21 protein-coding genes are annotated in these 24,048 nt (G+C 69.7%); 14 read left to right on the top strand and 7 right to left on the bottom strand.

Annotated elements, in window-relative coordinates; all coding sequences use genetic code 11:
* Positions 1 to 51: 51 nt before the first annotated feature.
* Together lpdA and ACIGJI_RS16615 are read right to left on the bottom strand one after the other, a co-directional pair.
* A complete protein-coding gene (gene lpdA, locus ACIGJI_RS16620) occupies positions 52 to 1,449 on the bottom strand; it encodes a dihydrolipoyl dehydrogenase (RefSeq protein ID WP_259962874.1) in 1,398 nt (465 codons plus the stop codon).
* Between the two features lie 9 nt (positions 1,450 to 1,458).
* Positions 1,459 to 2,109 carry a copper resistance CopC family protein gene (locus tag ACIGJI_RS16615; RefSeq protein ID WP_363447371.1) on the bottom strand — a complete coding sequence of 217 codons (651 nt, stop codon included), beginning with the start codon at positions 2,107 to 2,109 and terminating at the stop codon, positions 1,459 to 1,461.
* Between the two features lie 100 nt (positions 2,110 to 2,209).
* Between ACIGJI_RS16615 and ACIGJI_RS16610 the strand changes: the two genes are divergently transcribed.
* The 3 genes from ACIGJI_RS16610 to ACIGJI_RS16600 all read left to right on the top strand — a co-directional run bounded on the left by ACIGJI_RS16610 (position 2,210) and on the right by ACIGJI_RS16600 (position 4,023).
* Positions 2,210 to 2,692, top strand: a complete 483-nt coding sequence (locus ACIGJI_RS16610) for an FHA domain-containing protein (RefSeq protein ID WP_187661811.1) — start codon at positions 2,210 to 2,212, stop codon at positions 2,690 to 2,692.
* On the top strand, positions 2,692 to 3,378 hold the full coding sequence (locus tag ACIGJI_RS16605; protein ID WP_280564186.1) for a MerR family transcriptional regulator: 687 nt from the start codon (positions 2,692 to 2,694) through the stop codon (positions 3,376 to 3,378). Before ACIGJI_RS16610 ends, ACIGJI_RS16605 begins: the two co-directional genes overlap by 1 nt.
* Before the next feature lie 99 nt (positions 3,379 to 3,477).
* Positions 3,478 to 4,023, top strand: coding sequence for a MerR family transcriptional regulator (locus tag ACIGJI_RS16600; RefSeq protein WP_060921155.1), 546 nt, complete (start codon positions 3,478 to 3,480; stop codon positions 4,021 to 4,023).
* A 68-nt stretch (positions 4,024 to 4,091) separates the two neighbouring features.
* On the opposite strand, the gene ACIGJI_RS16595 is transcribed toward ACIGJI_RS16600, so the two are convergent.
* The gene (locus ACIGJI_RS16595; RefSeq protein WP_025105105.1) at positions 4,092 to 4,904 is read right to left on the bottom strand and encodes a ParA family protein; all 813 of its coding nucleotides are present in this window, start codon (positions 4,902 to 4,904) and stop codon (positions 4,092 to 4,094) included.
* A gap of 92 nt (positions 4,905 to 4,996) precedes the next feature.
* Here ACIGJI_RS16595 and ACIGJI_RS16590 point away from each other — a divergent pair, with 92 nt between their 5' ends.
* The 3 genes from ACIGJI_RS16590 to def all read left to right on the top strand — a co-directional run bounded on the left by ACIGJI_RS16590 (position 4,997) and on the right by def (position 10,478).
* Positions 4,997 to 8,404, top strand: a complete 3,408-nt coding sequence (locus ACIGJI_RS16590; protein WP_363447369.1) for a pyruvate carboxylase — start codon at positions 4,997 to 4,999, stop codon at positions 8,402 to 8,404.
* Positions 8,405 to 8,469: 65 nt separating this feature from the next.
* Positions 8,470 to 9,987: an AAA family ATPase gene (locus ACIGJI_RS16585; RefSeq protein ID WP_363447367.1), complete on the top strand. Its 1,518-nt coding sequence runs from the start codon at positions 8,470 to 8,472 to the stop codon at positions 9,985 to 9,987.
* A complete protein-coding gene (gene def / locus ACIGJI_RS16580; protein ID WP_025105102.1) occupies positions 9,987 to 10,478 on the top strand; it encodes a peptide deformylase in 492 nt (163 codons plus the stop codon). Before ACIGJI_RS16585 ends, def begins: the two co-directional genes overlap by 1 nt.
* 91 nt (positions 10,479 to 10,569) lie before the next feature.
* Here the strand turns inward: def and ACIGJI_RS16575 are convergent, their stop codons facing one another.
* Positions 10,570 to 12,402 carry a long-chain fatty acid--CoA ligase gene (locus ACIGJI_RS16575; RefSeq protein ID WP_363447364.1) on the bottom strand — a complete coding sequence of 611 codons (1,833 nt, stop codon included), beginning with the start codon at positions 12,400 to 12,402 and terminating at the stop codon, positions 10,570 to 10,572.
* A gap of 151 nt (positions 12,403 to 12,553) precedes the next feature.
* Here ACIGJI_RS16575 and ACIGJI_RS16570 point away from each other — a divergent pair, with 151 nt between their 5' ends.
* Both ACIGJI_RS16570 and ACIGJI_RS16565 read left to right on the top strand, forming a co-directional pair.
* Entirely contained in the window at positions 12,554 to 13,243 is a 690-nt protein-coding gene (locus ACIGJI_RS16570) for a 1-acyl-sn-glycerol-3-phosphate acyltransferase (protein WP_187664181.1), read from the top strand.
* A 46-nt stretch (positions 13,244 to 13,289) separates the two neighbouring features.
* Entirely contained in the window at positions 13,290 to 14,630 is a 1,341-nt protein-coding gene (locus tag ACIGJI_RS16565; RefSeq protein WP_187661804.1) for a class II 3-deoxy-7-phosphoheptulonate synthase, read from the top strand.
* Between the two features lie 60 nt (positions 14,631 to 14,690).
* Here the strand turns inward: ACIGJI_RS16565 and pknB are convergent, their stop codons facing one another.
* Both pknB and ACIGJI_RS16555 read right to left on the bottom strand, forming a co-directional pair.
* On the bottom strand, positions 14,691 to 16,646 hold the full coding sequence (gene pknB / locus ACIGJI_RS16560; RefSeq protein WP_363447362.1) for a Stk1 family PASTA domain-containing Ser/Thr kinase: 1,956 nt from the start codon (positions 16,644 to 16,646) through the stop codon (positions 14,691 to 14,693).
* A 76-nt stretch (positions 16,647 to 16,722) separates the two neighbouring features.
* On the bottom strand, positions 16,723 to 17,865 hold the full coding sequence (locus tag ACIGJI_RS16555; protein WP_363447360.1) for a LysM peptidoglycan-binding domain-containing protein: 1,143 nt from the start codon (positions 17,863 to 17,865) through the stop codon (positions 16,723 to 16,725).
* A gap of 129 nt (positions 17,866 to 17,994) precedes the next feature.
* Between ACIGJI_RS16555 and ACIGJI_RS16550 the strand changes: the two genes are divergently transcribed.
* Positions 17,995 to 18,351 (top strand): Rv2175c family DNA-binding protein, encoded by a 357-nt coding sequence (locus tag ACIGJI_RS16550; protein WP_327036728.1) that lies wholly within the window; start codon positions 17,995 to 17,997, stop codon positions 18,349 to 18,351.
* Between the two features lie 9 nt (positions 18,352 to 18,360).
* Here ACIGJI_RS16550 and ACIGJI_RS16545 read toward each other — a convergent pair whose 3' ends face one another.
* Positions 18,361 to 19,386 carry a polyprenyl synthetase family protein gene (locus tag ACIGJI_RS16545; protein WP_363447486.1) on the bottom strand — a complete coding sequence of 342 codons (1,026 nt, stop codon included), beginning with the start codon at positions 19,384 to 19,386 and terminating at the stop codon, positions 18,361 to 18,363.
* A 162-nt stretch (positions 19,387 to 19,548) separates the two neighbouring features.
* Here ACIGJI_RS16545 and ACIGJI_RS16540 point away from each other — a divergent pair, with 162 nt between their 5' ends.
* From ACIGJI_RS16540 to ACIGJI_RS16520, 5 genes are all read left to right on the top strand, one after another.
* Positions 19,549 to 19,923 carry a DUF3040 domain-containing protein gene (locus tag ACIGJI_RS16540; protein ID WP_363447357.1) on the top strand — a complete coding sequence of 125 codons (375 nt, stop codon included), beginning with the start codon at positions 19,549 to 19,551 and terminating at the stop codon, positions 19,921 to 19,923.
* 262 nt (positions 19,924 to 20,185) lie between these two features.
* On the top strand, positions 20,186 to 20,617 hold the full coding sequence (mraZ, locus tag ACIGJI_RS16535) for a division/cell wall cluster transcriptional repressor MraZ (RefSeq protein ID WP_025105095.1): 432 nt from the start codon (positions 20,186 to 20,188) through the stop codon (positions 20,615 to 20,617).
* Positions 20,618 to 20,720: 103 nt separating this feature from the next.
* The gene (gene rsmH, locus ACIGJI_RS16530) at positions 20,721 to 21,659 is read left to right on the top strand and encodes a 16S rRNA (cytosine(1402)-N(4))-methyltransferase RsmH (protein WP_071329847.1); all 939 of its coding nucleotides are present in this window, start codon (positions 20,721 to 20,723) and stop codon (positions 21,657 to 21,659) included.
* A complete protein-coding gene (locus tag ACIGJI_RS16525) occupies positions 21,656 to 22,228 on the top strand; it encodes a hypothetical protein (RefSeq protein WP_187661799.1) in 573 nt (190 codons plus the stop codon). The genes rsmH and ACIGJI_RS16525 overlap by 4 nt, the downstream gene beginning before the upstream one ends.
* Before the next feature lie 26 nt (positions 22,229 to 22,254).
* The gene (locus tag ACIGJI_RS16520) at positions 22,255 to 24,024 is read left to right on the top strand and encodes a penicillin-binding protein 2 (protein WP_259955145.1); all 1,770 of its coding nucleotides are present in this window, start codon (positions 22,255 to 22,257) and stop codon (positions 24,022 to 24,024) included.
* Positions 24,025 to 24,048: the final 24 nt, after the last annotated feature.

Here is a 24,048-nt window from a genome sequence, read left to right as displayed (position 1 = left end):
GAGAAAGGCCCGGTCCGCGTGCGCGGACCGGGCCTTTCTCGAGGCGGGGGATCAGAAGTTGATCATGTGGCCGGCCAGGCCGTGGAAGCCCTCCTGCAGCGCCTCCGACAGGGTCGGGTGGGTGTGCACGTTGCGAGCCAGCTCGAGGGCCGTGAGGTCCCACTTCTGCGCGAGGGTGAGCTCGGGCAGCAGCTCCGACACGTCGGGGCCGATCATGTGCGCGCCGATGAGCTCCAGGTGCTCGGCGTCGGCGATGAGCTTGACGAAGCCGACCGGCTCGCCTAGGCCGTGCGCCTTGCCGTTGGCCATGAAGGGGAAGGTCGCGACCTTGATCTCGCGCCCTTCGTCCTTCGCCTGCTGCTCGGTGAGCCCGAAGGACGCCACCTGCGGCGAGCAGAAGGTCGCCCGCGGCATCATGCGGTAGTCGCCCAGCGTCATGGTCTCGGCGCCGCCGATGGTCTCGGCCGCGACGACACCCTGTGCCTCCGCGACGTGCGCGAGCTGCAGCTTGGCGGTCACGTCGCCGATGGCGTAGATGCCCTCGACATTGGTACGCATGTGGTCGTCGATGTCGATCGCGCCGCGCTCGGTGAGCTTCACGCCCGTCTTGTCGAGCCCGAAGCCCTCGACGTTCGGCGCGAACCCGACCGACATGAGCACCTTGTCGGCCTCGATCGACGCCTGCTGGCCGTCCTTGCCCGTGTAGGAGACGGTCACGGAGGAGCCGTTGTCGACGACCGACTCGACCTTGGTGGAGGTGAGGATGTCGACGCCGTAGTTCTTGTACTGCTTCGTGATCTCCTTCGACACGTCGGCGTCCTCGTTGGGGAGGGCGCGGTCGAGGAACTCGATGATGGTCACCTTGACGCCGTAGTTCGTCATCACATAGGCGAACTCCATGCCGATCGCGCCGGCGCCGACGATGACGATGGACTTCGGCAGCTCACGGGAGAGGATCTGCTCCTCGTAGGTCACGACGTTGTCGCTGAGCTGCACGCCGGGCAGCAGACGGACCTTCGAGCCCGTGGCGATGATCGCGTTGTCGAAGGTGATCTCCTCGGTGGAGCCGTCCGCCTTCGCCACCGAGATGGCCTTCGGGCCCGTGAAGGTGCCGCGGCCGTCGTACTCGGTCACCTTGTTCTTCTTCATGAGGAAGTGGATGCCCTTGACCCGGCCATCGGCGACGACGCGGCTGCGGTCGAACGCCTTGCCGTAGTCGATCGTGAACTCTCCGGAGATCCCGAAGAAGTCGGCCTTGTGGTTCAGCGTGTGCGCGATCTCCGCGTTCTTCAGGAGCGCCTTGGAAGGGATGCAGCCGACGTTGAGGCAGACACCACCCCAGTACTTCTCCTCGATGATGGCGGTGGACAGACCGAGCTGCGCGCTGCGAACCGCAGCGACGTATCCGCCAGGACCTGCACCAAGGATGACGACGTCGTAGTGTGGCATGCCTTAAGCCTATCGCTCCGAGGGGGTAGCGGAATCGGTCGGAGCCGGTCCCCGGCGGCGGCGCAGGACGAGCCAGACGACAAGGGCCAGCGCGGCGAGTACGAGGATCGCGAGCACCCAGATCCACACCGAAGGGTCTCCCGCGTCGTCTCCCGCGTCCGGTGCCGTCGTCGCGGTCGCCTCGGGGGCGGCGGTCTGCTCCGTCGTCGGTGCCGCCGTCGGGGGAGCGGTGGTGGGCTCGTCCGACGGCGTGGCCTCGTCGCCGACCGTGACGGTGAAGGAGAACTCGCCGGAGGTCGGGTGGCCGTCGCTCGAGACGACCTTCCAGACGACGTGGTACTCACCGGCGGGCCCGGAGCCGAGCAGGGGCTGCGTCACGATGGCGCCCTCGACCGTGGGAGTGCCGTCGATGACCGACTGACCGGCCGGATCCGTGACGGTCAGCTCCGTCGCTCCTTCTCCGTCGATGAGCTTCGCGCTGAAGGTGAGGGTGAGCTCGGAGGGCAGCGTCTCCACGGAGCTGTCCGCCGCAGGCGACGACGACACGAGCGCGTCATGGGCGGACGCGGAGAGCGGGGAGAGGAGGACGAGGAACGCGGCGAGGAGGGTGGCTGCGAGGGCGATCGGGGCCGCCGGGCGGCGCAGAGCTGTGGTCTTCACGAGTCCAGCCTATGAATCCCCGGTATGGGACCGCTGAGTGTGAAAGCGGCCTCCCGCGCACCCCTCCGGATCGGATAGTCTGGACAGCCAGGAGGGCACAGTGACAGACAGCGACAGCCGACCGGCCGGTGAAGCCGCCATCCATCGCTCTGGCGAGCCGAGACACGACGTGACGCAGACGTTCGGACACGATTCCGATCTGTCGTTCGTGCCGTTCGGCGTGGAGTTGACCGATGTCGAGCAGTCGGCCATCGCGGCGCTGCCCTCGGGCTCGGCTCTGCTGCTCGTCCGTTCCGGTGCGCTCGCCGGTGCGCGGTACCTCCTCGACACCGACGTGACCACGGTCGGTCGTCACCCGGAGGCCGACATCTTCTTCGACGACGTCACGGTGTCCCGCCGTCACGCGGAGATCACCCGCAACGGGACGACGTTCGAGATCATCGATCAGCGCTCCCTCAACGGCACCTACGTGAACGGCGAGCGCGTGGACCGCAGCCCCCTGGCGGACGGCTCCGAGCTGCGCGTCGGCAAGTTCCGTCTGAACTTCTTCGCGTCCCCGCTCGACCGCGCGGCGAACGCCTGATGGCGGCAACTCCCGCCCGCGAACGCTCGGCGTCCGCGGGCCTGCTGAGTATCGGTCAGGTGCTCGCACGTCTCACCCCGGAGTTCCCCGACCTGACCTCCAGCAAGCTGCGGTTCCTCGAGGTGCAGGGCATCGTCCGTCCCTCCCGCACCGAGTCCGGCTACCGGAAGTTCTCCTCCTCGGACATCGAGCGCCTCCGCCTGGGGCTGACCCTGCAGCGGGATCACTACCTTCCGCTCAGCGTGATCCGCGAGCAGCTCGACGAGGCGGAGGCCTCGGGCGAGACGGCCGCGCTCGCCCCGCCGCCCTCGATCGCCCCCGCGCCGCGGCGTTACCGCCGCGACGAGCTCCTGGCCGCCGCCGGCGCCGGACCGCAGCTCCTCAACGACGCGATCAGCACCGGGGTCATCACCGCGCAGGAGACGTACTCCGAATCCACGGTCGCGCTGCTCCGCGGGCTCGTGGCGCTCGATCGGCACGGCATCGAGCCGCGTCATCTCCGCTCCCTGCGGCAGGGCGCGGAGCGGGAGGTCTCGCTCATCGAGTCGGCGCTCTCCACGCTGCTGCGTCGCACCGACGCCACCTCGCGGGCGCGCGCCAACGAACTCGCACCGGAGCTGGCCACGCGCATCGACGACGTCCGGACGTTGTTCGTGAAGGATGCGCTCACGCGGATCCTTTCGTAACGAACTGATTGCGACACACCTTCGGCGTCGCACGGATGTCGTTGCCGGTGCCGGGACCCTGCTCTACCGTGGAGATAACCGTTCCAGGGAGGATTTCAGATGAATGCGGATGAGCTCGCAGGCGACCCGCGGTTCGTGACCGAACTCCTCTTCACCGACGGTCTGCCCGCGATGGACGACGAGGTCGGCTATCGCGGCGCCGTGGCAGCCCGTGCGGCCGGCATCACCTACCGCCAGCTGGACTACTGGGCCCGCACCGAGCTCGTCGAGCCCACGGTGCGCGGCGCGAACGGCTCCGGCTCGCAGCGTCTCTACGGCTTCCGCGACATCCTCGTCCTGAAGCTCGTCAAGAGCCTGCTCGACACGGGCATCTCCCTGCAGCAGATCCGCACCGCGGTGGACGAGCTCCGTCGCGCCGGCATCCGCGATCTCGCGGGGACGACCCTCATGAGCGATGGCGCGTCCGTTTACCTCTGCACCTCGAACGACGAGGTGATCGACCTGGTCAGCCGCGGTCAGGGCGTCTTCGGGATCGCGGTCGGCAAGGTGCTGCGCGAGGTGGAGTCGACGCTCGTCGCCTTCGATGCCTCCGCGCCGGACCCCGTCGACGAGCTCTCCGCCCGTCGCGCCAAGCGCTCCGCCTGACGCTCCACCCCCGCTTCACGAAGAACGGCCACCCTCGAAGAGGATGGCCGTTTCGTCGTTCCGCGGTGTCAGCTCTGCGGTCCGTTCTCCGGAACGGGGACGCGACCCGTGCGGATGATGCGGTCGAGGAGCTGGTCGAAGTCCGCGGCGAGCTCCTGAGCGGAGTCGCCGGGCCAGATGTGCAGCGGCTTCGCGGCGCCCTGCGCCTGCTGCAGCGAGGTGCGCTCCGGAAGCTGCGGCGAGAGCACGAGGGGGCCGAACATGTCCCGCAGCTCCTTGATGCGGAACTGGTGCTCGATCGACTGCGGGCGCACGCGGTTGACCACGATGCCCAACGGCTGGAGGCGCGGTGAGAGACCGCGGCGGATCTCCTCGATCGCGCGCAGCGCACGGTCCGCGGCGGCCACGGAGAAGAGGCCGGGCTCGGTGACGACCATGACGCGGTCGCTCGCGGCCCACGCGGTGCGGGTGAGGGCGTTCAGCGACGGCGCGCAGTCGATGAGCACGAGGTCGTAGTCCGCCTCGACCGCTGCGAGCGCCTCCTCGAGCTTCCACACATCGCGGACGCTCGGGTGCGGGCCGTCGAAGTTGATGGCGGACGGGCTTCCGATCAGCACGTCGATCGTGCCGGGGTGGACCTTCGCCCAGCCGCTGGAGGTGATCGCCTGGCGGACGGTCTTCTCCTTCGGGTTCGCCAGCACATCGGCGATGTTGAGTCGTCCGGCGACCTGGATGTCCATCCCGGTGGAGACGTCGGACTGCGGGTCGAGGTCGACGACGAGCGTCCGGACACCCCGGGCGAAAGCCGCGGAGGCCAGCCCGAGTGTCACGGTCGTCTTGCCGACGCCCCCCTTGAGAGAGCTGACGCTGAGTACGTGCACGGACTCCACGTTACCTTCCCCTAGGCTGGGGGAACACTCAGCCCCGCCCCATGTGCGTGCCTCGGCCGTGCATCGAGCTCTCAGAGGTGTGCATGTTCCAGAAGATCCTTGTGGCGAATCGTGGCGAAATCGCGATCCGGGCATTCCGAGCGGCCGTGGAGGTGGGGGCGCGCACCGTCGCCGTCTTCCCGCACGAGGACCGCGGCTCGGTCCACCGGCTCAAGGCCGACGAGGCGTACGAGATCGGCGAGCGGGGCCATCCCGTCCGCGCCTACCTGGACGTCGACGAGATCATCCGCGTGGCCACCGAGTCGGGTGCCGACGCGATCTACCCCGGCTACGGCTTCCTCTCGGAGAACCCGGAGCTCGCGGAGAAGGCCGCCGCCCACGGCATCGTCTTCATCGGTCCTCCCGCGAAGGTGCTGGAGATGGCCGGCAACAAGGTCGAGGCCAAGCGGCACGCGGTCGAGGCGGGCGTCCCCGTGCTCCGCTCGACCGAGGCCTCCGACGACGTCGACGCGCTCGTCGCCCAGGCGGAGGAGATCGGCTTCCCCCTCTTCGCCAAGGCCGTCGCCGGTGGTGGCGGCCGCGGCATGCGACGCGTCGAGACGCTCGGCGACCTCGGACCGGCCCTCGCCGAGGCGATGCGGGAGGCCGGCAGCGCCTTCGGCGACCCCCGGATGTTCCTGGAGCAGGCCGTCGTGCGCCCGCGGCACATCGAGGTGCAGATCCTCGCGGACAAGACCGGTGAGACGGTGCACCTGTTCGAGCGGGATTGCTCCGTGCAGCGGCGGCATCAGAAGGTCGTCGAGATCGCTCCCGCCCCCAACCTCGATGACGACGTGCGCCGGGCCCTGCACGGCTATGCCGTCGCCTTCGCCCGCTCCATCGGCTACGAGAACGCCGGCACCGTCGAGTTCTTGCTGGAGACGGCGGGGGAGCGCGCGGGAGAGGTCGTCTTCATCGAGATGAACCCCCGCATCCAGGTCGAGCACACGGTGACCGAGGAGGTCACCGACGTCGATCTCGTGCAGAGCCAGATGCGCATCGCCGCGGGGCAGACCCTCGCCGATCTCGGGTTGCAGCAGGAGAACCTGCACCTGCGGGGTGCCGCGCTGCAGTGCCGCATCACCACGGAGGACCCGACGCAGGGCTTCCGTCCCGACACCGGGAAGATCACCACCTACCGCTCGCCCGGCGGTGCCGGGATCCGGCTCGACGGCGGCACCGTGCACCAGGGTGCCCAGATCAGCCCGCACTTCGACTCGATGCTCGCGAAGCTGACCTGCCGCGGCCGCGACTTCCCGGCCGCCGTGGCCCGCGCGCGCCGTGCCCTCGCCGAGTTCCGCATCCGCGGCGTCTCCACGAACATCCCCTTCCTCCAGGCGCTGCTCGATGACGAGGCCTTCATCCGCGGCGACGTCAGCACGTCCTTCATCGACGAGCGCCCGGAGCTGCTCCGCGGTCGCGCCTCGAAGGACCGCGGCACGAAGATCCTCAACTGGCTCGTGGACGTGACGGTGAACAAGCCGCACGGTGCGCACCCCGGCGTCATCGACCCCGCGACCAAGCTCCCGCCGATCGACCTCAGCACGGAGCCGGCGCCCGGCTCCCGGCAGCGGCTGCTCGAGGTGGGCCCCGAGGAGTTCGCCCGCGGCCTGCGCGCGCAGACCGCCCTCGCGATCACCGACACGACCTTCCGCGACGCGCACCAGTCGCTGCTCGCGACCAGGGTCCGCACGAAGGACCTCGTCGCCGCCGCCCCGTACCTCGCCCGTCTCACCCCGGAGCTGCTGTCGGTCGAGGCCTGGGGTGGCGCCACGTACGATGTCGCGCTGCGCTTCCTCGGCGAGGACCCGTGGGAGCGGCTCGACAAGCTGCGTGCCGCCCTCCCGAACGTCGCCATCCAGATGCTCCTGCGCGGCCGGAACACGGTCGGCTACACGCCGTACCCGACCGCGGTGACCGAGGCCTTCGTGGCGGAGGCGGCGGCAAGCGGCGTCGACATCTTCCGGATCTTCGACGCGCTGAACGACGTGGAGCAGATGCGGCCGGCGATCGAGACGGTCCGCGCCACGGGGACCGCCGTCGCCGAGGTGGCGCTCTGCTACACCGGAGACCTGCTGGACCCGGCAGAGGAGCTCTACACCCTCGACTACTACCTGAAGCTGGCGGATCAGATCGTCGCGGCCGGCGCGCACATCCTCGCGATCAAGGACATGGCGGGCCTGCTCCGCCCCGCCGCGGCCGCGACGCTCGTCTCGGCGCTCCGTGAGCGCTTCGACCTGCCCGTGCACCTGCACACCCACGACACCCCCGGCGGGCAGCTCGCGACCCTGCTCGCCGCCAGCGCCGCCGGCGTGGATGCGGTGGACGCCGCCTCGGCGCCGCTGTCGGGCACGACCAGTCAGCCGTCGCTGTCGTCACTCGTCGCCGCCCTCGCCCACACGGAGCGGGACAGCGGGATCTCGCTCGCGGCCGTCTCGGATCTGGAGCCCTACTGGGAGGCGGTGCGTCGCCAGTACGCGCCGTTCGAGTCCGGGCTCCCGGGGCCCACCGGCCGCGTGTACCACCACGAGATCCCGGGCGGGCAGCTGTCGAACCTCCGACAGCAGGCCAAGGCCCTCGGGCTCGCCGACGACTTCGAGCTCATCGAGGACATGTACGCCGCGGCCGACCGCATCCTCGGACGCGTGCCGAAGGTCACCCCGTCGTCGAAGGTGGTGGGCGATCTCGCCCTGCATCTCGCCGCCGTGAAGGCCGACCCCGCGGACTTCGAGGCGAACCCGGAGAAGTACGACGTGCCCGACTCCGTGGTCGGCTTCATGGCGGGTGAGCTCGGCGACCTCCCCGGAGGCTGGCCCGAGCCGTTCCGGTCCAAGGTGCTCGCCGGTCGTTCCGTGCGGACCGGGCTCACGGCTCTCACCGACCAGGACGAGGCCGAGCTGGCGGGGACGAGCGCGCAACGACGCTCCCGCCTGAACACTCTGCTCTTCCCGGCTCCGGCGGCCGAGTTCGCCGAACGACGGGAGCAGTACGGCGACCTGTCCGTGCTGGACACCGGCGACTACCTGTACGGGCTGGTCCCCGGCCAGGAGCACCTCATCGAGATCGATCGCGGCGTCCAGCTCTACGTCGGGCTCGAGGCGATCGGCGAGGCCGACGACAAGGGCATGAGGACGGTGATGACCACGCTGAACGGTCAGCTCCGCCCGGTGTTCGTGCGGGACCGCTCCATCTCGGTCGATGCGCACGAGGTCGAGAAAGCCGACACGTCCGTCCCCGGCCAGGTGGCGGCGCCGTTCTCCGGCGTGGTCACCCTCAAGGCCGAGGTGGGAGCGACGGTGCGCGCGGGCGAGCCGGTCGCGTCGATCGAGGCGATGAAGATGGAGGCCGCCATCACCGCCCCCGTGGACGGGGTCGTGGAGCGGCACGCCATCTCCGAGACGCAGCAGGTGGACGCGGGCGATCTTTTGGTCGTGATCCGACCGGCGCACTAATCTTGTGCGGGCGAGGCCGCGCACCCTGGGCGCATCCCGAGGCCCGCACAGGTTGGGAGTGACACGTGACCGCGAAGAACGACGCCGACCCCGAGGACAGTCCGCTGGGGGTGCTCGACGACGCCGCATCCGTCGACACCGCCGGCATCGGCATCCTCGGCGGAACCGCGCAGGTGCGGGTGACCCTGCCGGCGGAGGAGGATGACGACCTCGCCGACGACGGTGTCGTGGACGGGGAGGTCGGCATCGACCTCATCGTCGACGACCTCACCCTCCCCGCGGCGCCGAAGCCCGTCCTCGATGCTCCGCGACTCGACGAGGTGATCGACGCCGTCGTGGTGGAGGAGCCCGTGGTGGAGGATTCCGTGCCGGAGGATTCCGTGCCGGCTGCCGAGCCCGCGGCTGACCTGGTCGCGGAGGAGGAGGAGGCGGCCGCCCGCTTCCTCGCGAAGGCCGGCGCCGACCGTGCGGAGGTCCCGGCCGCGAAACCGGCGCGTGCCCCGCAGGCGCCCGCGCAGAAGGAGACCACGATGCCCGAAGCCGACGACAAGCCCGTCGCATCCGCGCCCGCACGTCCGGCGCCCCGGACCGACGTGGCCCTCACCGCGAAGCGTCTGGGGGAGCTGGGCGAGTCCGCCCGCGAGTCCGCAGATCTCCTCACCTCCGATCGGCTCCTCGACCCGCACCGCGTGGCCAAGCCGGAACCCGAGGGAGGGTGGAGCCACCTGCTCTACACACTGTCCGGGCGCCGGCTGAACATCGGCGACGGCCGTCGCGCGCGCGAGCGCAAGGAGCTCACGGCGCGGATCGCCGCCCCGCTCGCCGGCGGTGCCCGGTTCGTGCCGGTGCTCTCGCGGAAGGGCGGCGTGGGCAAGACCACGGTCACCGCGCTCCTCGGCATGGCCCTCGCTGACGCGAGGGAGGACCGCGTCATCGCCGTGGACGCCAACCCCGACCGCGGAACGCTCGCCGACCGGGTGCAGCGCGCGCAGCATGGCAAGTCCGTGCGCGACCTCGTCCGCATCCGGGACGACGTGCGCGGGTTCCACGACATCTCCGCGATCGTGGCACGGGATGCGACGCGCCTCGACGTGCTCGCCTCGGACGCCGACCCGCGTGTCGCCGAGGCCTTCAGCGACGACGACTATCGCGACGTGGCCGATGTGGCCGCGCACTACTACTCCCTCGTCCTCACCGACACCGGCACGGGGATCGTCCACTCGGTGATGTCGGCGACCCTGGACCTCGCCGACCAGATCGTCATCGTCTCCGGACTCAGCGTCGACGAGGCGCGGCTGGCGTCCGAGACCCTCACGTGGCTGGAGTCCAACGGGTACGCGCAGCAGGCGCGCGACGCCATCGTGGTGCTCAACCAGTCCACGCCCGGGACGCCGCTCGTGCGGCTGGGTGAGCTCCAGGCGCACTTCGCGTCGCGGGCCCGCAGCGTCGTGCGCGTGCCGTACGACCCGCAGATCGCCGCGGGCGGGACGATCGTCTTCGCGAACCTCCTCCCCGAGACGCGGAAGGCGGCGAGGGAACTCGCGGCGCTCCTCGTCGAGGGCCTCCGGGCGAAGGCCGCCTGATGACGGTTCGCGAGATCCGCATCTTCGGCGACCCGGTCCTGCGGACGGTGTGCGCACCCATCGAGGAGATCGACGACGGCGTGCGTGCGCTCGTCACGGATCTCCTGGAGACCGTCGAGCTCCCGGGCCGCGCCGGCGTGGCCGCGCCGCAGATCGGCGTCGCGCTCCGCGCCTTCAGCTACAACGTCGACGGCGAGATCGGCTACGTGCTGAACCCCGTGCTGACCGAGGTCCGCGGCGAGCCCGAGCCGACGGGGGAGGGTTGCCTGTCGGTGCCGGGACTCTGGCACGACGCCCAGCGCCATCCCTGGGCCCGCGTCGAGGGGATCGACCTCGACGGACAGCCGGTGGTGCTCGAGGGGGACGGGCTGCTCGCGCAGGCGCTCCAGCACGAGACCGACCACCTCGACGGCACGCTCTTCCTCTCCCGGCTCGACCCCGAGACCCGGAAGGTCGCGATGCGCGAGGTTCGCGAGAGCTCCTGGTTCTAGCCTCCGACCCACCCCTTCACGTACGAACCGGCCCCTTGCGCACGAGCGCAAGGGGCCGGTTCGGTCAGAAGGGGGTGGGTCGACGCGCGGGTCAGCCGCCGATGGCGACGTTGGTCGTGGCGACCGGCTCGTCGTAGATCGCGGAGATCTCGTCGGCGAAGTCGTTCATGATGATGTTCCGCTTGATCGACAGCTTCGGGGTGAGGTGGCCGGAGGCCTCCGTCCACTCCGAGTCCAGGATCGTGAACTTGCGGATGGACTCGGCGCGCGACACCCGCTCGTTCGCCGCGTCCACCGCACGCTGCACCTCGGCACGGACCTGCGCGTTGGTCGAGGCCTGCGCGAGGGTCATCTTCTCGTCGAGGCCGTTGTTCGCGAGCCAGGTCGGCAGCATCTCGGGGTCGAGGGTGACGAGGGCCGAGATGAACGGGCGCTGGTCGCCGACGACGACGACCTGCCCGACGATGGGGTTCGCGCGGATCGGGTCCTCGAGTGCGGCCGGAGCGACGTTCTTGCCACCCGCCGTGACGATGATCTCCTTCTTGCGCCCCGTGATCGTGAGGAAGCCGTCGGCGTCGAAGCTGCCGATGTCGCCGGTGTGGAACCAGCCGCCGTCGCTGAACGCCTCGGCGGTGGCCGCCGGGTTGTTCCAGTACTCCTTGAAGACGTTGATGCCGCGCACCTCGATCTCGCCGTCGTCGGCCAGACGAACCCCGACCCCGGGAAGGGCGGGGCCGACCGTGCCGATCTTCGACTTCGAGGCGAGGTTCACCGTCGCGGGCGCCGTGGTCTCGGTCAGGCCGTAGCCCTCGAGGATCACCACGCCGAGGCTGTGGAAGAAGTGACCGAGGCGCGCGCCGAGGGGAGCGGAGCCCGACACCGCGTAGACGACGTTGCCGCCCATGGCCTCGCGGAGCTTGGAGTAGACGAGCTTGTTGAAGAGCGCGAACTTGAGCTTCGTCCCGAACGGGATCTTCTTGCCCTCCTCGAGCAGCCGGGAGTGCTCGATCGCCACGTCGGCGGCGGCGCGGAAGATCTTGCCCTTGCCGCCCGCCTCGGCCTTCTGCTCGGCGGAGTTGTAGACCTTCTCGAACACGCGGGGGACCGCGAGGAGGAAGGTGGGCTTGAAGGAGCCGAGGGCAGGGAGCAGCTGACGCGTGTCGGGCTGGTGGCCGGTGCGCACCCCGGCGTGCACGTTGAGGATGGAGATGAAGCGGGCGAACACGTGCGCGGTCGTGATGAACAGCAGCGTGGACGAGCCGGGCGTCTGCACGACCTCGTCGAGCGCCTTGGCGGAGTTGCGGGACAGCTCGACGAAGTTGCTGTGGGTGAGCACGCAGCCCTTCGGTCGTCCGGTGGAGCCCGAGGTGTAGATGAGGGTCGCGATGTCGGAGCCGACGGCGAGGCCGCGGCGACGCTGGATCTCCTCATCCGAGACGGATGCCCCCTGCGCGGTGAGCGTGTCGATCGCGCCCAGGTGCAGCTGCCAGACCTCTCGGAGGAGCGGAAGGTCGCCGCGCACCTCGTCGACGCGGGCGAAGTGCTCCGGTGACTCGACGAGGAGGGCGATCGCGCCCGAGTCCTCGAGGATCCACTGGATCTGCGACGGCGAGCTCGTCTCGTAGATCGGCACCATCACGGCACCGGCATAGAAGAGCGCGAAGTCGACGAGGCTCCACTCGTACGTGGTGCGGGCGAGGAAGCCCACCTTCTCGCCGGGCTGGATGCCGGCGGCGGCGAACCCCTTCGCCAGCGCGATGACCGCGGTCTCGAAGTCGGCGGCGGTGATGTCGCGCCATCCGTCGCCCTGCGGGACGGAGAACAGCGCCCGGTCGGGAGTCGCCTCCACACGCTTCGCAAGCAGGTCGGCGACGTTCGCGTCGGGATCGGCGGGGACGATCGCGGGGACTTCAAACTGGACCACGGCAGCTCCTTCGGTACCGGTCGGGCACGGGCGTTGGTCCGAGTCTAGGGCATGGCACCCGGTCGCGGTCAGGGTGGAACTCAGTCGCTTTGCGGGTCGCCCGACGAGGAACATGAGGGCGATCCGCGTCGCGGCGCTAGACTTCACCTCGATGTTCTACTGGCTGATGAAGTACGTCGTGATCGGCCCTGTGGTCAAGGCCGTGTTCCGTCCCTGGATCGTGGGGCGGAAGAACGTGCCCGCGACCGGGGCGGCGATCCTCGCCAGCAACCACCTCTCCTTCGCGGACTCGATCTTCCTTCCGCTCGTGATCGATCGGTCGATGTCGTTCCTCGCGAAGAGCGACTACTTCACCGGACGAGGCCTCAAGGGCTGGTCCACCCGCTTCTTCATGAAGGCGACGGGTCAGATCCCCATCGACCGCTCCGGCGGCAAGGCGTCCGAGGCCTCCCTCAACACCGGCCTGCAGGTGCTCGGTGGCGGCGACCTGCTGGGCATCTACCCCGAGGGCACGCGCAGCCCCGACGGCAAGCTCTACCGCGGCCGCACCGGCATCGCCCGGATGGCGCTCGAAGCCAAGGTCCCGGTCATCCCGGTCATCATGGTCGACACCGACACCGCCATGCCCATCGGCCGCCGTATCCCGCGGGTCATGCGGGTCGGGATCGTCATCGGCGAGCCGCTGGACTTCTCCCGCTATGCGGGCATGGAGAACGACCGCTACATCCTCCGGTCCGTCACGGACGAGATCATGGTGGCCCTCCAGCGCCTCGGTCAGCAGGAGTACGAGGACGTCTACGCGTCCACGGTCAAGGACCGTCTTCCGACGCGCGTCACATAGGCCCCCGGCGCGTCTCGGCGGTGGTGCCGCCCACTAGGCTGGACGCATGCTTCCGCACCACATCGACGCCCTTGATGCCTGGCGCTCGCTTCCCATCAAGCAGCAGCCGCAGTGGCCAGACGCCGACCGCGTCGCCGACGTCTCCCGGCAGATTTCGAGCCTTCCGCCGCTGGTCTTCGCCGGTGAGGTCGACAACCTCCGCGACCGTCTCGCCAGGGCGGCCTCCGGGGAGGCCTTCCTGCTGCAGGGCGGCGACTGCGCCGAGACCTTCGCCGGGGCCACGGCCGAGCAGATCCGCAACCGCATCAAGACGGTGCTGCAGATGGCCGTCGTGCTCACCTACGGCGCGTCCATGCCGGTCGTCAAGATGGGGCGCATGGCCGGGCAGTTCGCCAAGCCGCGCTCCAGCGACACCGAGACGCGCGGCGAGGTCACCCTGCCGGCGTACCGCGGCGACATCGTGAACGGCTACGACTTCACCGAGGGATCCCGTCAGGCCGACCCCGGTCGACTGCTGCAGGGCTACCACACCGCCGCTTCCACGCTGAACCTCATCCGGGCGTTCACGCAGGGTGGCTTCGCGGACCTCCGCGAGGTGCACTCCTGGAACAAGGGCTTCGCGCAGAACCCGGCGAACCAGCGGTACGAGCGCATGGCCGCCGAGATCGATCGTGCGATCAAGTTCATGGAGGCCGCCGGCGCCGACTTCGACGAGCTCAAGCGCGTCGAGTTCTTCACCGGTCACGAGGGTCTGCTCATGGACTACGAGCGCCCGATGACGCGGATCGACTCGCGGACGGACACCCCGTACAACACCTCCGCCCACTTCCTGTGGATCGGGGAGCGCACGCGCGAGCTCGACGGCGCGCACGTCGACTACTTCTCGAAGATCCGGAACCCGATCGGCGTGAAGCTGGGCCCCACCACCACGCCGGAGACGGCACTGGCACTCATCGACAAGCTCGACCCGGAGCGCGAGCCCGGCCGGCTGACCTTCATCACGCGTATGGGCGCCGGCCGCATCCGCGATGCGCTGCCCCCGCTGCTGGAGGCGGTCCGCGAGTCGGGTGCCCAGCCGCTCTGGGTCACCGACCCCATGCACGGCAACGGCATCACGACGCCGACCGGGTACAAGACGCGTCGCTTCGACGACGTCGTCGACGAGGTCCGCGGCTTCTTCGAGGCGCACCGGGCGGTCGGCACGTTCCCCGGCGGCATCCACGTCGAGCTGACCGGCGACGACGTCACCGAGTGCCTGGGCGGATCGGAGCAGATCGACGAGGCGGCCCTGGGGACCCGCTACGAGAGCCTGTGCGACCCGCGCCTGAACCACATGCAGTCCCTGGAGCTGGCGTTCCTGGTGGCCGAGGAGCTCGAGAAGCGCTGAGCCACGGGCGGACGCACGAAGGGGCCGGAACGATGTTCCGGCCCCTTCGTCGTGTCGGCGTCAGCCGGCGAAGCTCATGGTGAGGGTGATGCTCGCGCCCTTCCGCTGCGGTTCGGATGGGCTGTACGACTCCACGCGCGTGTTCTCGTTCGCGAGGAGGTCCCACACGGAGTCCGGCAGACCCGTGCTGCTCGTGTAGCTCCAGGTGAATCCGGCGTCTCGCAACGCGCCGGTGGCCTCGTCGCGCGTCATCCCGGAGACATCCGGCACATCGAACAGCGGCGGGCCCTGCGAGACGATCAGCTGGATCGTCTCGCCAGGACGCCAGGATCCTTCCTGGGTGCGGTCCGCGTATCCGATGACCCGGTCCTTGCCGATGGAATCGCTCGGGCGGTAGATGTTCTCCTCCGCCACCTTGAGGCCTTTGCCGGTGAGCGTCTCGGTCGCCTGCTTGACGGTCATGTCCGTGACGTCGGGCACCGGCCCGCGCGACACCTGGATCGTGGCGGTGTCCTTCTCGTGGACGGTGCAGCCCTCATCGCAGCCGAAGGCATCGCCGCCGTCACGGGGAGTGATGCGGACGTTGATGACCGATCCGGCCGCGGCGTCGGTGAAGTACTCCTCGTCGTCGGTGATCTCGAGGTTCGCCGCCTGCAACGCGGCCCGGACGTCCTCGGCAGGCTGTCCGGCCACAGGGGCGAGGTCGTGGGAGGCGGGGCCGGCGGACACGACGACGGCGACGGTGGTGCCCTTGTCGATCCTGGTGCCCTCGCCGGGGTCCGTCTCGATGACGATGCCCTTCTCGACGTCGACGGAGAACTCGTCGCGTTGGGCGGGTTCGAAGCCGGCTTCCGTGAGGTCTGCCGCCGCCTCGTCGTACGTCTGGCCCGCCACGGCGGGCACCGCGATCAGCGAGCCGGGACCGGAGCCGAACCACCAGCCCACGCCGCCGGCGAGGACGGCGAGCAGGAGGACGAGGGAGAGGAGGAACGTGCCACGGGCGCGGCGCTTGGCGGCCCGCCGCCGGAGGATGGTGGCGTTGTCGATCCCGGGGGAGGTGGCCGTCGCCGGTTCCGGCAGGAGCATGGTGCCCGGCATGACCTTGGTGAGGTCGCCGGAGTCCGACTGATCCCGGGAGGCGCCGGTGGTCCGGGTCACGGCGGGCGCGACACCGATCTCGCGCTCGATCTCCCGCAGGCGCTCCAGCATCTGCTGGGCGTCGTCCGGACGCTCGTCCGGGGACTTCTCCGTGGCCCACAGCACGAGCTCATCGAGCTGCTCCGGCACCGAGGGATTGCGGACGCTGGGTCGGGGGACCGACTCGGTGGCGTGCTGGAACGCGATCTGCATCGGCTGCTCGCCCTTGTAGGGCTGCTCTCCGACGAGCATCTCGTAGAGCATGATGCCGAGGGCGTAGATGTCGCTACGGGCATCGGCGGTACCGCGGGTGACGAGCTCCGGCGCGAGGTACGCGATCGTCCCGAGGAGCTGCTGCCCGGTGGCGGTGTTCGCGGTGGTGGCTCTCGCGAGTCCGAAGTCGCCGATCTTGATACGGCCGTCCTCCGCGAGCAGGACGTTCTCCGGCTTGACGTCGCGGTGGACGATGCCCGCCCGATGCGCGGCGGACAGCCCGGCGAGAACGGCATCCATGATCGTGATCGTCTGAGCGACCGTGAGGCGCTTCTGCTCTCGGAGGAGCTCACGCAGAGTGATCCCTGGCAGATACTCCATGACGAGGTAGGCGAGTTCGCCGTCTTGGCCCTGATCGAAGACGTTGACGACGTGCGGGTCGGCGAGGCGGGCCGCGGCGCGGGCCTCCTGGATGAACCGGCTCTGGAACGCGGAGTCGTCACTGAGGTGCGCGTGCATGACCTTCAAGGCGATGCGGCGCTCCAGGCGGAGGTCGGTGGCGACGTAGACCGTGGCCATGCCGCCGCGGGCGATCCGCGCACGCACACGGTACCGACCGTCGACAAGCCGCCCGATGAGGGGGTCGGCCTGATGATTGGTCGTCACGACAGAAGTCTATGGACGAATGGCTGAAAGCCCCGGGAACGCCTCACCCCTCGGGTCATCCGGATTTCCGGCGGCCTCACCCGTGCTGGGCGAGCCATGCGTACGCCTGGGCCTCCCACTGCCCGTAGCGATCGGGGTAGGCGGAGATCTGCACGGCCTGCGCCGCGTCGGTGAAGGGCAGCGACTCCCAGCCCGCGATGTCGAGCAGTCCGCGGGTGGTGTGCCCGTTCGGGTCGCCCGTGCCGCCGTAGAAGACCCGCGTGCTCCGCTCCGCGTCCATGATCTGCGCCGGGGTGCCCCAGCCGGTGCTCGGGCGCTGCTGGAAGATCCCGAGCGAGTCGCGATCCCCCCAGTCCAGGTTGCGGAGATCCGACTCCACCATGCCGGTGGCGAGGGCGATGGCGATCCCGCGGTCGGATACTCCGAGTTCGCGGCCCACGCGGATGATGAGCGCGGCGTTGGCAGCCTGCTCGGCCGTCAGGGTCGCACTGCGCTGTCCGGTCGGCACAGCGGCGGGCTTCGGGGCAGGCGCCTGCACGGCGAGGCGCTGACCCGGGTAGATGATCGACGACGGGCCGAGGTCATTCCAGGCGAAGAGGGACTGCGTGGTGGTCCCGTACCGCTGAGCGATCGAGAACAGCGTCTCGCCTGCGGCGACGGTGTGGGCGCTGCCGCCGCTCTGCGGGGGCGTCGCGGGTGCCGCCGCGGGTGCGGCCGCGGGTGCCGGAGGGGAAGCGGAAGCCGCGCCTCCGGATACGACGATCTTCTGTCCCGGGTAGATGATGGCGCCGTCGGGAAGGCCGTTGGCGGCGAGGATCGCACCGATCGAGGTGGCGTACTTCCGGGCGATGCCGAAGACGGTGTCGCCCGCCACGACCGTGTGGGTCTTCGTCGCCGCAGGCACCGACGTGGGCGCCGGCGCGGGTGCCGAGGCCGGGGCGCGCAGATGCAGGGTCTGCCCCGGATAGATGACCGAGCGCCAGGAGAGGCCGTTCCAGCCGAGGACGTCAGCGGTGCGCAGTCCGTGACGACCGGCGATGCCGGCGACCGTGTCCCCCGGCTGCACGACGTGCGAGGGCGGGATGTTCTGCGTCGGTGCGACGCGCACCGGAGCGATCCGATGCCGTTCGTGCGGCGCGACCGGCGGTGCGGGCGCGGCGGCGGGTGTCGCCGTCAGAGTGGCGGCGAGGGCGCCGGCCACGGCTGTCTGGAAGATCACGTCAGCCCCCTTTTCGAGCACTTCACGCTGACACGGATGTATAGAGATGTCAACAGAAGTGACAGGTGTGACGAATGTGACGGAAGTGATGGATATGCGCGTCGGGGGCCGAGGTGAGATAGTGGCAACGTGTCTGAGAACGTCGCTGCAACCCCTGACGCCGCCCTCGAGTGGCTGACCATGCCCGACCTCGTCGAGGTGCTCGGCGAGCCCCTCGGCCGCGTGCGTCGTCTGATCGACGAGCACTACCTCGTCGGCTCGCGGCGCAGCGGCGTCTTCGCCGTTCCTGCGGTGTTCATCGTGGACGGCGAGCCGCTGAGCTCCCTGCGCGGGACGATCATCGTCCTGCAGGATGCCGGCTTCTCCGATGACGAACTGATCGACTGGCTGCTCGCCGAGGACGAGACCCTCGGGCGTTCCCCGATCGCCTCTCTGCTCGCCGGGCACAAGAGCGAGGTCCGTCGGCTCGCGCGCACCCTCGCCTGAGCGACCTGTTCAGGAGGAGCGCACGGTCGCCGCTCGGCCGAGATCGCGGAGCTCGCCGACCGCGGCGTCCTCGAGCCGGGCTCCGGAGAGCGCGCGATCGGCCTCTCCGGCGTAGTCGGCGATCATCGTCTCGACCCGTTCGAGGGCTCCGGTCCCGGCGATCGTCTCCTGCAGGAACGAGACCTGCGACGCCGTCAGGTCGGGGTCTCCGAGCATCTCGTCGAGCACCCGCCGGGCGGGTGCGTCGAGCTTCTCCCTGGTGAGCGCGATGAGAACGGTCCGCTTGCCCTCTCGGAGGTCGTCGCCCGCGGGCTTGCCGGTGACGGCGGCATCGCCGAACACGCCGAGCACGTCGTCACGCAACTGGAAGGCGAGGCCGAGAGGGTGCCCGAAGCGGCGCAGCGCCTCGGTCTGCCCGGCGTCGGCGCCGGCGAGGCTCGCTCCCAGGATGAGCGGCTGCTCGATGCTGTAGCGCGCCGACTTCAGCGAGGCCACGCGCAGCGCGCGCTCCGCATGCTCGCGGTCATCGCTGACGCTCCACGCCGACTCCTCGGCGATGTCGAGGAACTGTCCGGTCGTGACATCGCGACGCATGCGCGCGTACTCGGCGCGCACGGTCCGTGCCGCGCCGTGACCGTCGAGCGCCGACTCCAGGAGGTCGTCGCTCCACGCCACGAGGAGATCGCCGAGCAGCACGGAACCGGCGCGCCCGAAGGCAGCGGCGTCGCCCCACCATCCGGCGGAGCGGTGGGAGGCCTCGAGCGCCCGGTGCGCCGCGGGACGGCCCCGGCGGGTGTCGGAGTTGTCGATCAGGTCGTCGTGCACGAGAGCGGCGGACTGGAAGATCTCCAGCGCCGCGCAGAGGTCCCACAGGGCGTCGTCCTCGACGGCGAGACGGTCACGGAACCGGGAGACGGCGCGCCACCCTGCGTGGCAGAAGCGGGCGCGCAGCCTCTTCCCTCCGGAGAGGGCGTCGGACGCCGCATCGAGGAAGGCGGCGGCGTCGTCGCCGTACCCCGCCGACTCTGCTCGCATGCGGTCGAGGAACAGGTCCAGTCGCGCGGCCACGGCGTCGGCGACGGAGGGGGAGGGGGACGGCACGACTCCCAGCATACGTAAAGGATGAGACGCCCGAACCGCTAGCCCCGGACGCCGCTCGCGCGTAGACTGGAGGGCACCATACCCGAGGGGGACGAGATGCCACTCTCCGAACAGGAGCAACGTCTGCTCGACGAGATGGAACGCCATCTCCTGCACAATGACGCCGACGTCGTGAGCGCGCCGTCGGGCGATCGCACGCTCAGCTATCGCAATCTCGTCTACGGTGCTCTGCTCCTGCTGGCCGGCGTCGGCGGACTGGTCGTCGGTGTCATCCTCGGAGACATCTGGGGCATCGTCGTCGGGGTCATCGGTTTCGCGGCCATGCTCGGCGGCGTCATGCTGGCCGTCACCCCTGTCCGACGGTCCGGACCGGCAGAGCCCCGGACCCGCACCGCTCCGAAGCGGCAGGACCCCTCCTCCTTCATGGACCGCATGAACGATCGATGGGATCGGCGCCAGGACGGCCACTGACCTCCTCCCTTCCTCTCCACCACGAAGCCCGGATGCTGAGCATCCGGGCTTTTTCGTGCCTGCTGGGCATCCGATCCCCACCGGCCCTCCACCGGCCCTCCACTGGCGCTCCACCTCGCTCCCCCGCGGAATGTCGCGGAAGTAGGGCGAGGTCCGCGGAAGCACAGGGACGATACCCTGGATTCGTCGTAGGAATGTGGAGGAAAGTGGAGTAAAGTGGGGCGCACCTCGAGTTGGCCGGACGGAGAGGGGGTGATGGCCGATGCTGCTGGGCACGCACTCACCGAAGCTGGACGACAAGGGACGGGTCATCCTTCCCGCGAAGTTCCGCGAGGACCTGGGCGGCGGCATCGTCGTCACCCGGGGCCAGGAGCGCTGCCTCTACGTCTTCAGCACGGCCGAGTTCGAGGCGATGCACGAGCGGATCCGTCAGGCCCCGCTCGCCAACAAGCAGGCGCGTGACTTCATGCGCATGTTCCTCTCCGGTGCCAGTGCGGAGATGCCCGACAGCCAGAACCGCATCACCATCCCCGCCCACCTGCGTCAGTACGCGGGTCTTCAGAAGGAGCTCATCGTGACCGGAGTCGGCGCCCACGCCGAGATCTGGGACGCGGAGAGCTGGAACGCGTACCTCGCCGCCGGCGAGGAGTCCTACGCCGAGCTGGAGCAGGAGGTGATTCCGGGACTGTTCTGACCACGGCTGTGATGCCCCGCCGCTCCCGCCCCGACACACTTCCCCGGTGCCGGGTCGAGATGCGGAGGGGGATCAGAGCCGAAGGTCGGACCCGAGAGAGATCATGAACCTCCGCGACATCCACACCCCCGTCCTGCTCGACCGCTGCGTCGAGCTCCTCGCACCTGCCCTCCAGGAGGACGGCGCCGTGCTCGTCGATGCCACCCTCGGCATGGGCGGCCATTCCGAGGCGCTACTTGAGCGATTCCCCGGAATCCGCCTCATCGGGCTGGACCGGGACACCGACGCGTTGAAGATCGCGGGGGAGCGGCTCGCTCGGTTCCGCGATCGCGTGACCCTCGTCCACACCGTCTACGACGAGATCGGCCTGCACGCCCAGGGCGCCGCCGGGATCCTCTTCGACCTGGGTGTCTCGTCGCTGCAGCTCGATGAGGCCGAACGTGGCTTCGCATACTCCAAGGACGCTCCGCTCGACATGCGGATGGACCAGACGAAGGGCATCACCGCCGCCGAGGTCATCGCCACCTACAGCGAGGGCAACCTGCGGCGCATCTTCGAGCGGTACGGAGAGGAGAAGCTCGCCGGACGGTATGCGCGCTTCATCATCGACGCCCGTCAGAAGCAGCCGATCACGCGATCGGGCGAACTCGTCGACATCCTCGTGGCCGCCACCCCCGCGGCCGCGCAGCGATCCGGGCACCCGGCGAAGCGCGTGTTCCAGGCCCTCCGGATCGAGGTCAACGCCGAGCTGAACGTCCTCGCGGACGCGATCCCCGCCGCGATGGACGCACTCGCGGTCGGAGGCCGCATCGTCGTGATGTCGTACCAGTCCCTCGAGGACCGGCTGGTCAAGCAGGCCTTCGCGGCCGCCTCCTCCTCGACGGCGCCCGCCGGGCTGCCGGTCGAGCTGCCGGAGCACGCCCCCCGATTCCGCATCCTCACCAAGGGCGCGGAACTCGCCGATGACGAAGAGCGCGCACGCAACCCGCGTGCGATACCGGTGCGCCTGCGCGCCGCCGAGAAGGTGCGGGAGAGCGCATGAGCATGAACGCAGTCCGCAAGCCGACCCTGCCGCTGCAGCCGGTCGCTCCGGAGACGACGCCCGAGCGGCGCCTGCGACCGGTGACGGCGCCCGCACGGCGCCGCAAGCCGAAGCTCGCCTACGCGCTCGTCGCGCTGGGCGGCGCCCTGGCCATCGGTGCGGGGCAGGTCGGGCTCTCGCTGGCCATCACACAGGACTCGTTCACCCTCGCCGGGCTCACGTCCCAGCAGCGCGAACTCGACCTCCGGACCGACGCGCTGCAGGAGGAGCTGACGGGGCTGAGTTCCCCGCAGGTGCTCGCGAGCAGCGCCGCCGACCTCGGCATGGTCGTGGCGGGCGCCCCGTCCTACCTCCGTCTCAGCGACGGCGCCGTCTTCGGGACGGGCGCCGGGGCGGAAGGGGTCTCCACGATCGATCCCAACGGGAAGGCGGCCGTCGGCAACGTCCTCGTCACGGAGGAGACCCCGCCGGCGGAGAACGCCGGGGACGACGCGACCGGCGGTACACCGCCCGCGCAGGACCTGCCGCCCGCCATCACCGACGGCCTGCCCAGCCCCACGACGCACTGACCATCCCCGATCGACGGAGAGATCCCATGACGACACGAGCCACGCGCGGACCGCGGCGACGCACCGTCGTCGCACTGGCGGTCATCCTTTCGATCCTGGTGGCGTTCGTCGTCCGCCTGATCGACATCCAGGTGGTGAGCGCCGACGAGCACGTCAACCAATCCCTCGAGCACATCGGCGACGGCTCGACGATCCCCGGACAGCGGGGATCCATCGTCGACGCCGAGGGCACAGTCCTCGCGTCGAGCGTGATGGTCTACGACGCGCAGCTCAGTCCTCAGGTCATCAGGCTCACGGAGGAGAAGGATCCTGCGCTGCCCTGGGCCGAGGCCTCCGAGAAGATCGCCGCGATCACGGGGGTACCGGGAGACGAGATCCGCAAACGCGTCTCCGATGCCCTGGCCGAGAACCCGAACAGCCAGTACGCACCCCTGAAGACGGGGCTCAACACCGAGCAGTTCATCGCGCTCCGCGACCTCGGCCTGGGGTCGTACCTCGCCCTGACGCCGCGCGAGACCCGGGTCTATCCCAACGGCGCGGTCGCCGGGAACGTGCTGGGCTTCCTCGACAACACCGGGGAGGCCAAGGCCGGCGTCGAGCAGCTCGAGGAATCGTGCCTCGCGCCGATCGATGGGGAGAAGACGTATCGCAAGGGCAAGGACGGCGTCGTGATCCCGGGGAGCGAGTCGGTCACCGACGCCGTCGACGGCGGCACCGTGCAGCTCACGATCAACAGCGACCTGCAGTGGTACCTCCAGCAGATGATCGGCGAGGAGGCCCAGAAGCAGGGCGCGAAGGGCGGAACCGTCACGGTCGTCGAGGTGGGCACCGGCAAGATCCGCGCCGCGGCCGAATGGCCGGCCATGGACCCGAACGACCTGGACTCCTCGACTCCGGAGACCCGCTACAGCCAGATCTTCCACCGCGACTTCGAGCCCGGTTCGACGTTCAAGGCGATCACCGCGGCGGCGGCGATGGAGGGTGCGGGCCTCACCCCGCTCAGCACCGTGACGGCCTCCTCGCGCGAGACCTTCCCGAACGGCGCCGTGGTCAACGACGCGTTCAGCCACCCGGCCTACAACTACACGCTCGCGGGCGGACTGATCGACTCCTCCAACACCGCGCTGTCGAAGTTCGGCACGATGGTCGCCCCCGAGGTCCGCTACGACTACCTGCAGCGCTTCGGGGTCGGGCAGAAGACCCTGGACTTCCCCTCCGAAGTGGGAGGCATCCTGCACCCGGTGAGCGACTGGGACAGCCAGTCCCTCTACACGACGACGTTCGGCCAGTACTTCACGGTGACGGCCCCGCAGCTCGCCGGCGCGTACCAGGCCATCGCCAACGGCGGGGAGAAGATCGACCTGTCGATGGTGGAGTCCTGCACGGCGCCCGACGGGACGGTCACGGAGACGCCGAAGCCGAAGCACGAGCAGATCGTGAAGGAGCAGACCGCCGCCGATCTGACCCGCATGCTCGAGAACGTCGCCGTGCAGGGCGGGAACGCCGATCGCATCCAGGTTCCCGGATACCGGGTGACCAGCAAGACCGGTACCGCGCAGGTCTCGGACGGCAAGGGCGGCTACAAGGCAGGCGTGTACTACACGAGCATGGTGGGCTTCGCGCCCGTCGACGACCCGCAGTACGTCGTCGTGGTCACCCTCGACGAGCCGACTAAGGTTGTATCGTCCGCGGCCACCGCTTCCGCCTTCCAGAAGGCGATGACGCAGGTGATGAAGACCTATCGCGTGATGCCGTCCTCTGTCCCGATGGACGCGCTCCTCCCCAAGTTCGGATAGCCGGCGAGAGCCGCGCATGGAGAT

It is taken from the genome of Microbacterium sp. NPDC064978 (assembly GCF_044543605.1).
GTDB classification, from domain to species: domain Bacteria; phylum Actinomycetota; class Actinomycetes; order Actinomycetales; family Microbacteriaceae; genus Microbacterium; species Microbacterium meiriae.
The sequence above is the reverse complement of the archived record's forward strand: the minus strand, read 5'-3'. Positions and strand labels throughout refer to the sequence as shown.